Source organism: Novipirellula sp. (assembly GCF_041583735.1).
Classification (GTDB): domain Bacteria; phylum Planctomycetota; class Planctomycetia; order Pirellulales; family Pirellulaceae; genus Novipirellula.
Genome location: NZ_JBFHFD010000261.1, coordinates 1 through 11,161, shown reverse-complemented (window position 1 = coordinate 11,161; position 11,161 = coordinate 1). Strand labels below are relative to the sequence as shown.

Annotated in this window: 7 protein-coding genes; 6 read left to right on the top strand and 1 reads right to left on the bottom strand. The window is 54.9% G+C overall.

What is annotated here, in order from left to right; translation table 11 throughout:
- Window positions 1-132: 132 nt before the first annotated feature.
- Window positions 133-627, bottom strand: a complete 495-nt coding sequence (locus tag ABX962_RS18875; protein ID WP_372721585.1) for a cell division protein FtsH — start codon at window positions 625-627, stop codon at window positions 133-135.
- Between the two features lie 120 nt (window positions 628-747).
- Between ABX962_RS18875 and ABX962_RS18870 the strand changes: the two genes are divergently transcribed.
- The 6 genes from ABX962_RS18870 (at window position 748) to ABX962_RS18845 (ending at window position 11,121) form a co-directional block, all read left to right on the top strand.
- Entirely contained in the window at window positions 748-1,788 is a 1,041-nt protein-coding gene (locus tag ABX962_RS18870; protein WP_372721584.1) for a galactitol-1-phosphate 5-dehydrogenase, read from the top strand.
- 71 nt (window positions 1,789-1,859) lie between these two features.
- Window positions 1,860-2,828 (top strand): serine/threonine-protein kinase, encoded by a 969-nt coding sequence (locus ABX962_RS18865; protein ID WP_372721583.1) that lies wholly within the window; start codon window positions 1,860-1,862, stop codon window positions 2,826-2,828.
- Window positions 2,829-3,051: 223 nt separating this feature from the next.
- Window positions 3,052-4,959, top strand: coding sequence for an asparagine synthase (glutamine-hydrolyzing) (asnB, locus tag ABX962_RS18860; RefSeq protein ID WP_372721586.1), 1,908 nt, complete (start codon window positions 3,052-3,054; stop codon window positions 4,957-4,959).
- Window positions 4,960-5,189: 230 nt separating this feature from the next.
- Window positions 5,190-6,704 carry a circularly permuted type 2 ATP-grasp protein gene (locus ABX962_RS18855; protein WP_372721582.1) on the top strand — a complete coding sequence of 505 codons (1,515 nt, stop codon included), beginning with the start codon at window positions 5,190-5,192 and terminating at the stop codon, window positions 6,702-6,704.
- Window positions 6,705-6,838: 134 nt separating this feature from the next.
- The gene (locus ABX962_RS18850) at window positions 6,839-7,789 is read left to right on the top strand and encodes an alpha-E domain-containing protein (protein WP_372721581.1); all 951 of its coding nucleotides are present in this window, start codon (window positions 6,839-6,841) and stop codon (window positions 7,787-7,789) included.
- Window positions 7,786-11,121: a DUF2126 domain-containing protein gene (locus ABX962_RS18845; RefSeq protein WP_372721580.1), complete on the top strand. Its 3,336-nt coding sequence runs from the start codon at window positions 7,786-7,788 to the stop codon at window positions 11,119-11,121. Before ABX962_RS18850 ends, ABX962_RS18845 begins: the two co-directional genes overlap by 4 nt.
- Window positions 11,122-11,161: the final 40 nt, after the last annotated feature.

Sequence of the window (11,161 nt, the reverse complement as noted above, 5' to 3'; positions counted from 1 at the left end):
GCCGTACCCAATCGATAACCATCCGTGCAACCTCCGTGCGATGAAAATCTAATTCGCAGAATCATTCGCACACGCACGAGAAAGGGCAAGAAAAAGTTTTGGGGTATAAAAAGGCTGGAAGCCTATCCCACGTTAGCCTAGCCAGAATGCGACGGCGGTAGCGACGTCGTCGTGTTCGAGTGCTTCGTGGGCCATCAATTCGTCGGCGACCGCCGCGATCGCTGCCCACCACTGCTCGTCTTCCATCCGGCGATACAGACGGGCGATCAGCTGTTCGAGAAATCGGACTTGCTGGACGCCGCTGGCGAACAAGCCGACCGATCGCTCGCATGCTTGTTGCCAATCGCCTTGCCAAGGCCCGAAGTGGGCTGGATGAAGCCGCTCGCCTCGATAGATCATCTCGGCGACGGGACCGGCCAAGATGGTCATCAATTCGCGTTGTCGTTGCCAGTCGCAGCCGGCATCCACTTTTCCCCAATTGACCAAACAATCGCCAAAACGCCGGGGTAAATCGTCGTCGATCATGCTATCAAGCCGAACTTCTTCGATCTGGGCGCCAAGCAGATAGCCGACGACCACATGGCCTGCTTCGTGGTAGGCGGTGAGTGTTTCGTCGTCGTCGTTCAATTTTGGCTTCCTTGTGATAAACTGCGACCGTCCTCCCCCCCAATTATCTTTGTTAGGGACGTTTCCGCAGCGCGGGAACGATCCTACGAAGGGCACCATCATTACGCGATTGAGACAACCATGAAAGCGTTATTGCTAACCGAATATAAAGAGATGCAAGTCACCGACGTCGATTCCCCGGAAGTGGGGGCCAACGATGTTTTGATTCAGGTCGAAGCGTGCGGCATCTGCGGCAGCGATATTCATGGCTATGACGGCAGCACCGGGCGTCGTATTCCGCCGTTGGTGATGGGGCACGAAGCGGCCGGGATTGTGATCGCCACGGGCGAAAATGTAACTGATTTGCCGGAGGGAACGCGAGTCACGTTCGATTCGATGGTCTCGTGCGGCGAGTGCCATTTTTGCCGACAAGGCGATGGAAACCTGTGTGATAACCGCATGGTGTTGGGCGTTTCCTGTGGTGAATACCGTCGTCATGGTGCGTTCGCCGAGCAGATCAGCGTGCCTCGACGGATCGTTTACACATTGCCGGAAGGTTTGCCGTTTGAGCATGCGGCGCTCGTCGAAGCGGTTTCGGTGGCGGTGCATGCGGCGAATGTCACCCAAATCACGCTGGGCGATACCGCCGTCGTGGTGGGGGCAGGGATGATCGGGTTGTTGACGATTCAAGCGGTTCGTGCGGCGGGGGCGACGCAGGTGATCGCGGTCGATTTGAACGACAAACGTTTGGCCGTCGCCAAAGAGCTTGGCGCGGACGTGGTTTTGCGAGGCGATCAAGTTGACGTGCCTGCGGAGGTGCGCAAATTGACCGAAGGCCGCGGAGCCGACGTGGCGCTGGAGGTTGTCGGCGCGACGCCCACGATCAACACGGCGATTGAATCGGTCCGCAAGGGCGGCAGCGTGACGTTGGTGGGAAACGTGTCTCCCAAAATTGAATTGCCTCTGCAATCGGTCGTGACGCGTGAGATTACGTTGCGAGGCACGTGTGGATGTAATGGGGAATACCCGCAATGCATCGATCTGATGAACCGCGGGATCATTAAAGTCGAGCCACTGATAACGGCCAAGATTTCGTTAAATGATGCTCCACAGTGGTTCGAGCGACTGCATGCGGGGGACCCCGACCAGATGAAAGTCGTCGTTCAGCCCCAGAAACATTGAGGCTGCGGCTAGTAAAGTAGCCGATAGAGTTGGTAGTGCCTGGACGCTTCGATTTGGCATACAATGAGACCATGATTAGCGAACCCACCATCATTCTGTCAGGCACCGATCCGGACCTCCCCCAGAACGTGCCTCTAGGACTTGCCCGCTACAGCAATATGCGCGAGATGGCTCGCGGCGGCAGTGCGATATTGCGGGCAGGATTCGATTGCGTGACGGGACGTACCGTTGCCATCAAAACGTTGTTGCCTGAAACGCGGCATGATCGACGCGAGCAGCGACGTCTCCTTCGCGAGGCACGGGTCACGGCCCAGTTGCAGCATCCCAATACGGTGCCGGTTTACGACATCGGCAACGACGAAGTTGAGGGGATGTACTTTGTCATGAAGCGGATCTCGGGAGAGAACTTTTTCGAGATCTTGAAGCGGATCGCACGACAGGACGAAGCGACGATCGCGGCCTTTCCTATGCATGCTCGCTTGGAAATTGTCGCCAGCGCGTGCCAAGCGCTTGCTTATTCGCACGCACGCGGAGTGATTCACCGCGACTTTAAACCCGAAAACATTTGGGTCGGAAATTTTGGTGAAGTCATCTTGTTGGATTGGGGGGTCGCCAAAGTTTGGGGGCATGCGGATGACAACGAACCGATCAACCGCAGCGTGTTGAAGACTCGCGAGTCCGATGGCGAGCAGTTGCGAACGTTGACGGGGGGTGGCCAGCGGCCGGGAACGCCGCTGTATATGTCGCCCGAGCAAGTGAACGGCAATCGCGGAATTGACGAACGCACCGATATCTTTAGCGCCGGAGTGGTGCTGTACGAGATGTTGGCGCTACGCGAGCCGTTCCGGGGTGCCGATATCAACGAGACGTTCGAGAACATCAAGCACAAAGAAATTCCACCGCCGAGCGAACGATCGCCCGAACGCAATATTCCCAAGGCGGCCGACGATGTGGTGATGCGAGCGATTCAGAAACGGCCGAGTCAGCGTTTTCAATCGATGCGAGAGTTCATCGATGCCGTGCGAGCGATCGCCTGTTAAGGACAGTGGGATAGGCTTCCAGCCTGTCACTAAGAACACTTCTTTTTCAGCGTAGCGAAAGTCACCAAGAGTTTCGGCTTTTCGGTTCAGGAAACCAAACTCTTGGCGAGTTTCGCTACCCTATATTTCGTAGCCTTATATTTCGCGGTCATCTAAACGTGCTCTTGATGACAGGTTGGAAGCCTATCCCGCACTTTTCAAACTACTAGGAAACGACAACTCGATGTGTGGGATTACCGGGGCGGTTTGGCTCAGCGCGAAGGTGGCGGTCGATGAAACGCTGCTGAGCAAGATGACCGATTCGATCGCGCATCGTGGGCCCGATGATTCACAGATGTGGATCGATACGGATCACCACGATGCCTATGGGAATCGAGTGGGCGTTGGGTTGGGGTTTCGCCGGCTGAGCATCATTGATCTCGAGGGGGCTCGCCAGCCAATGGCCAACGAGGACGGCAGCGTCCGCATGGTCTTTAACGGCGAGATTTTCAATTTCAAAACGCTTCGCCGTCGGCTCGAAGGAACCGGGCACACTTTTGCCACGCACGGCGATGGCGAACCGGTTTTGCATCTGTACGAGGATGTGGGAACTGATTGTTTTTCCCAGCTCAACGGGATGTTTGCGATCGCCATCTGGGATGCCAAGCGAAATCGGCTAGTGCTGGCACGCGACCGGATCGGGCAAAAGCCGCTCTATTATGCACTCAAAGACAACCGGCTCGTTTTCGGTAGCGAGCTGAAGTGCCTCGTGGCCGCAGGGGGCGTTTGCAACGAGATTGATCCCGCGGCGATCGACGAATTTTTGACCTACCAATACATCCCTCCTCCGGGAACGATTTGGAAGGGCGTGCGGAAGTTGCCGCCGGGCCATTTTGCGGTCTTTGAAAACGGGCAGGTTCGCGTCGAGCGTTATTGGGACTACGACCCATCGATCGAAATTCCGATCTCACACGGCGACGCGTGCGACCGGTTGCGAGAGTTGTTGACCGATTCGGTCCGGTTGCGAATGCAGAGCGATGTACCGCTTGGATCGTTTTTGTCGGGTGGCATCGATTCGTCGTTGATCACGGCGATCGCACAATCGCTTTCGGATCAACCGATCAAAACGTTTAGTATCGGATTCCCCGTCGCAGATTTCGACGAAACCGCCTACGCCGCCCAAGTGGCCAAGCATCTTGGGACCGACCATCAACGCTTTGAGGTGATGCCACATGGCGTCGATGTCATCGACAAACTTGTCTGGCACTACGACGAACCGTTCGGCGATTCGTCGGCGGTTCCGACTTGGTATTTGTCCGAATTGACACGCAAACAGGTGACGGTCGCGTTGTCGGGTGACGGCGGCGACGAGTTGTTTGCCGGTTACGAGCGGTACCGTGCGTTATGGCTCAGCAATAAACTGCAGAAGATGTTTCCGCTGCATCAGGTTCCAGGGATCGGCTTGGTCCAGCGGTTGCCTGATTCCGAGAAGCGTCGGTCGGTTGTGCGGCGTGCCAAGCGGTTTCTCGAGGCGTTGGGGCAACCGACGGCACGTCGTTATTTGAATTGGCTACAAATCTTTCCCGAATCGCTTCGCGCGTCGTTGTACAGCGACGACTTTGTTGAGCGTTTGCCGGGTGACGATCCTTTTGATTTTCTTGATGCCGCCTGGGCTCGTTCCAAGGGTCGTGACGTGGTGAGTCGGGCTTCGGCGAGCGATGTGTTGACCTATTTGCCGTGCGATTTGTGTACCAAAGTCGATATTGCGTCGATGGGGAACGCCTTGGAAGTGCGTCAGCCGTTGTTGGATTACCGCGTGGTCGAATTTGCTGCGACGCTTCCGGTGCGATATAAATTCCGGGGTGGTCGAGGCAAGTTGATATTGCAGGACACATTTGGATCGATGATTCCGCCATCGATTTTCACACGAAAAAAGATGGGCTTCGGAATTCCGATTGCAAATTGGTTCCGTGATGAATTGAAGCCGATGGTTCACGAAACGTTGTTGGCCGAGGATGCAAAGATCCAGCCGTTTTTGCGTCGCGACCGTGTTGCCGAATTGGTACGATCCCACGAACAAAACGAGCAGAATCACGGTTACCGATTGTGGAATTTGCTGATCCTTGAAAAATGGTTGCGCCGCTGGACTTGATTGCTGGGAAATCGTCAATCCGTCACTGTCCACCGTTAGCGATATTCCAAAGGCTTGGTGGAACTGCGTTGCAACCGAAATCGTTCAAGGTCACTATCATCTCGGATCATTCGCTATAGAATTATCAGAACCAGAACGGCGGAACTGGTAAGATGCGGATTCAACGAGTGCGTCGATCATGAATCGGACTGACACTAGAGCTCCCTCTTCAGGAAACCGTTGCTTTTCAAATGGCCTCACAATCTCAAAGCCAGACTCAGTCGATCGCCCCACCCAAATTGTTGGACTATCAAACCGACGGGTTTTTCGATGAATTAGTCGACGACAAAACGGTCGCCCGGCCGGACGCCGAGATGTTGATTGACCGGATCAACAGGTTGCCCGCCGAAGAATTGTTGCGTCGGCAGAAGGCGATCGAACGTGCCCTCTATCAAATGGGAATCACGTTTACGGTCTACAGCGATGCGGCGGGGACGGAAAAGATCATGCCTTTTGATATCGTGCCGCGAATCGTTTCGACGATGCTGTGGCATCATATTGAAGCGGGGCTGAAGCAGCGTATTAAAGCTTTGAATCTGTTTCTCGGTGACATCTATAACGAGCAGCAAATCGTCAAAGATGGCGTCATCCCGCGTGACTTGATCGATTCGGCATCGACGTTTTTGCCACAATGTGTTGGCTTAAAACCGCCTCGCAATGTTTGGTGTCATGTCACCGGAACCGACCTTGTCCGTGACAATACCGGCGCGGTTTACGTACTCGAAGATAATCTGCGTTGCCCCTCGGGCGTTTCCTACGTGTTGCAAAATCGGCACGTGATGAAAAAGAACTTTCCGCAAGTTTTCAGTGCGTCACGCGTCCGGCCGGTGCGTGATTATCCGGCTCGCTTGTATCAGATGTTGCGAGGCATGGCACGCGAGGATATCAATGATCCCACCGTGGCGGTGTTGACGCCCGGTGTTTTCAATAGCGCCTATTACGAGCATTCGTACTTGGCCCAGCAAATGGGAGTCGAGCTTGTCGAAGGCCGCGACTTGGTGGTGGAAAAAGACGTCGTTTACATGCGGACCACCGATGGGCTGCAGCAAGTCGATGTGTTGTACCGACGCGTCGACGATATCTTCCTCGATCCCGACGTGTTCCGTCCCGATTCGATGCTTGGTGTGAAAGGGTTGATGAGTGCTTATCGTGCCGGCAACGTCGCTTTGGCGAACGCACCGGGAACCGGGATCGCCGACGACAAGGTGATCTATGCGTTTGTCCCCGACATGATTCGCTACTATCTGAATGAGGAAGCGATTCTTGCCAATGTGCCCACCTATGTCTGCTCGCGAGCCGAAGACCGCAAGTACGTACTTGCTCATTTGGACGAGTTGGTCGTCAAAGCCGCCAACGAGTCAGGGGGCTACGGGATTTTGATTGGGCCTCACGCGACCAAGAAAGAACGGGCCGAGTTTGCGGAGAAAATTCGCGAAAACCCACGTAATTTTGTTGCCCAGCCAACACTGCAGCTGTCTCGGATGCCCACGCTTGCCGATGGCAACATCGAGGGGCGGCATGTCGATTTGCGTCCCTACATTCTTTGCAATAGCGAAGATGACGTATGGGTGATGCCGGGCGGATTGACTCGCGTGGCACTGCGGAAAGGGTCGCTGGTTGTGAATTCCTCGCAGGGTGGCGGCAGCAAGGACACGTGGGTGGTGGCCGATCCGGGGCAATCCGTTGCGATCGATGAACTCAGTTAGCGAGCGGCCTGTTTTTATCGCCGTTTCGTCTCGCGCGCGAGCAGGAGGCGGAACGTGTTTTTCTGACGGATCACTTGGTAATCCGGCTCCTCGTCATTCATACAACTTCCTTTTTCTTCTGACACAATACTCCCATGCTTTCTCGTGTTGCTGAATCAATCTATTGGATGAGCCGCCAGGTAGAACGAGCGGAGAATCTTGCCCGATTTCTGGAGATCACGCTTGGGATCGTGCTGGATCAACCCGAGAATTTGGTCGATCCTTGGGAGCCGCTTGTGCAGGTCACCGGGGACAATGAATGGTTTGCGAAAAAGTATGGCGAGGCCAACTCGCAAAACGTCGTCCAATTTCTAGCGTTTGATACCGAATACCATAGTTCGATGCTGACATCGCTACGGTGTGCTCGCGAAAATGCGAAAAGTGTTCGCGAGGGATTGTCGTCCGAAGCGTTCCTGCAGATCAACGAGTTCTATCACTTCGTGAACGATTCGGTGGCCGAGACGATTACTGATCCGACGGCCGAGTTCTTTGATGTGGTACGGCAACATGCGTTGTTTTGGTCAGGAGTGCTCGACAGCACCATGGCGCACGACACCGGATGGCATTTCGCCAACCTCGGCCGGCTGATCGAACGCGCCGACAAGACGTCACGAATCTTGGATGTCAAATACTTTAATTTGTTGCCTCGCGTCGATGATGTGGGGACCGCCGTGGATGATTTGCAGTGGTCGGCGCTGTTGTTGGCGATCAGTGGATTTGAAACGTATCGCCGCGAACATCATTTGATGGACATCGAGAAAGTAGTCAGCTTTTTCTTGTTCCATCGCACCTTTCCGCGTTCAATTTTGTCCTGCGTCGCGGGTGCCGATGCATCGTTGGATGCGATTCAAGAGGTTTCGAATTCCGCGTCATCGGGCACGGCGAAGAAGCAGATGGCGGCGCTGCGGCATCGGATGTCCTCGACCAATGTGAAAGAGGTGTTGGCCGGTGGGATGCATCAATTTATCGACAATTTGCAGCAAGAGCTAAATCAAATTGGTAGCTCGCTGAACCAAGACTATTTCAATATATCGACGACTTCATGACCATTCGTGTCACACTGCATCACCAAACACGTTACCTGTATTCGCGTGCGATCCATTTGGGGCCTCAGTTGGTTCGGCTTCGCCCGGCATATCATGGGCGGACTAAGATTGATGCGTACAACCTTAAGGTCGAGCCCAAGGACCATTTTGTCAATTGGCAACAAGATCCGTTTGCCAATCCGATTGCCCGCTTTGTCTTTCAGAAACCGACCAAAGAACTTTGTGTGACGGTCGATTTGACCGCAGACATGACGGTCATCAACCCGTTTGATTTCTTTGTCGAATCGTATGCGGAAAATTGGCCTTTCGATTACGACGCCGACGTCAAACAACAACTTGCGCCCTATCTGACGAAGCCGGTTGCGACGAAGAAATTTGACGAGTGGGTTGCATCGCTGCCCAGGGCCACCACGTCCATTAATGACTTTTTAGTCGAGATCAACCGCTTGACCCAACAGCGAGTCAAGTACCTAGTGCGAATGGAACCGGGCGTGCAAACGCCTGAGCAAACGTTGTCGTTGGGCAGCGGTTCGTGCCGTGATTCGGCTTGGTTGCTGGTCGAAACGTTTCGTCAATTGGGATTGGCGGCGCGGTTTGTCTCGGGCTACCTGATCCAATTGACCGCGGACGAAAAGCCGTTGGAAGGGCCCTCGGGACCGACCGCCGATTTTTGTGATCTGCATGCCTGGACCGAAGTCTTCTTGCCCGGTGCGGGCTGGGTCGGGCTGGATCCCACCAGCGGTCTGTTCGCGGGCGAAGGCCATATTCCGCTTGCCTGTACCCCGTCCTACACCGGTGCCGCACCGATCACGGGCGGCCACGAAGCGTGTGAGGTCGAATTCGAGCATACGATGACCGTGTCGCGGATCTACGAAGATCCTCGTGTCACCAAGCCTTACTCGGAAAAACAGTGGTCCGAGATTCTGCGAAGCGGTCAACAGATCGACGAGCGTTTGCGAAAAAACGATGTGCGTTTGACGATGGGGGGCGAGCCAACGTTCGTTTCTATCGACAATATGGAAGACCCTCAGTGGAACACCGATGCGGTGGGCGAAGAGAAGCGGGTGCTCAGCAACGTGTTGCTGCTGCGGCTTCGCGACAAGTTTGCTCTGGGCGGTTTGTTGCATTATGGTCAAGGCAAGTGGTATCCCGGCGAATCACTGCCGCGTTGGGCGTTGACATGTATGTGGCGGCGTGATGGGCAGCCCGTTTGGAATGATCCGCAATACATCGCCGACGAAGGCAAGGATTACGGATTAACCGCCGATGACGCGAGTCGATTTGTACAAATCTTAGCGTCCGAGCTGGGCATCAATGCTAAGATGTCGTTCCCGGTTTACGAAGACGTATTTCACTACTTGTGGCGAGAAAATCGTTTGCCGGTCGATGTCGACCCGACCGACCCCAAATTGGACGATCCCAACGAACGCGCAATGATGATGCGTACGTTCACTCAAGGGCTCAGCAAGCCAGTGGGATGTGTGTTGCCGCTGCGTCGGGCTTGGTGGCAAGCCAATCCGGGATGGATCAGTGGGCGATGGCCGGTTCGTGCGGAAAAACTGTATCTGATTCCTGGCGATTCACCGATCGGGCTTCGTTTGCCGCTTGAATCGTTGCCCAGTGGCACAAGTTCCAACGCCGTCTTTCATACGACGCCTGCGGATCCGTTTGCGGCACATCCCCCGTTGCCACCGTTAGGAAAAGGAAACGAGTCGGTTATTCTTGGCGGTGAAGAATTGGCGACGCTTCCGGTCAACGAACAGACGCTTGACGAAGAGGATCCCGATGATTTGCCGACCATTGACGATGTGATTAGCACGGCGCTCTGTGTCGAGTGTCGCTTTGGGCGACTGCATGTCTTTATGCCTCCGACACAGCGACTCGAAGATTACCTCGACCTGGTCTCGGCCATCGAGCAGACTTGCGTGAAGCTGGATGTTCCTGTGATCCTGGAAGGTTATCTGCCACCGCCGGATGACCGTATCGAGTATTTCAAAGTCACGCCGGATCCGGGAGTGATCGAGATCAACACGCAGCCGACCGATTCGTGGGAATCGTTGGTGCATCTGACCGAGACACTGTACGAGGAAGCGAAACAGAGTCGACTTGGCGCCGAAAAATTTGACCTTGATGGGCGTCACACTGGCACGGGTGGAGGAAGCCATATCGTGCTTGGTGGATCGACGCCGTCGGAAAGTCCGTTTATTCGGCGAGCGGATTTGTTGGCCAGCATGATTCGGTTTTGGAATAATCATCCTGCACTTTCGTATTTGTTTAGCAGTCGTTTTATTGGCCCGACCAGCCAGGCGCCACGGATGGACGAAGCGCGTGTCGATGCGGTCTACGAGATGGAGATTGCGCTGAGTCAACTCGACACGCTTGGGCAGCATCAACCGCCATGGTTGGTCGACCGTTTGTTTCGCGATCTGTTGGTCGATTTGACCGGCAACACGCATCGCACCGAGATTTGCATTGACAAACTCTATTCGCCGGACTCGTCGACCGGCCGACTCGGGCTTGTTGAGCTGCGTGGATTCGAGATGCCACCGAACCCGCGAATGAACCTCGCTCAACAGTTGTTGATTCGTGCCGCGATCGCCGTGTTCTGGGAAAAGCCGTATCAAGAGCCAATGTCACGTTGGCAAACCACGTTGTACGATCGCTTTATGTTGCCTCATTTCGTCTGGCAGGATCTTTGTGATTTGATCGACGATCTGAATCGCCGCGGCGCCACGTTGCGTTCGGAATGGTTCGCACCGCAACACGAATTCCGTTTTCCAAAGATCGGCGAGGTCACCCATCAAGGCGTCCAGTTGCGGCTGCGAAGCGGGATCGAGCCGTGGTATGTGATGGGCGAAGAACCGGGATCGGGCGGGACGGCTCGCTATGTCGATTCGTCGCTCGAACGACTCGAGATTCTTGTCGACGGAATGGACTCGGCTCGCTATGCGGTATTGTGCAATCAAGTCCGTGTACCGATGCATCCGACCGGGGTCCAGAACCAATATGTTGCGGGCGTTAAATATCGTGCTTGGCAACCGCCGCGGTGTTTACATCCGACGATTGGTATTCACACGCCTCTAAAATTCGATATCGTCGATCTTCGCAATCGTCAATCAATTGGCGGATGTCGTTACCACGCGGTGCATCCGGCGGGACGCAGCCATGAACGGTTCCCGATCAATGCGAGCGAAGCCGAATCGAGACGGGCGGCTCAGTTTGAACGTGCAACGATGAGCGGTGAAAAGTTTGATATCGCGGATCTCCCCCCATTGGCGAACCGATGTGAATATCCGATCACGCTCGATTTGCGGCGTCATGTTCGCAGCTAGAGGATCCTATCAATGTTGAGCAGGAGCATGGAGACGAGCG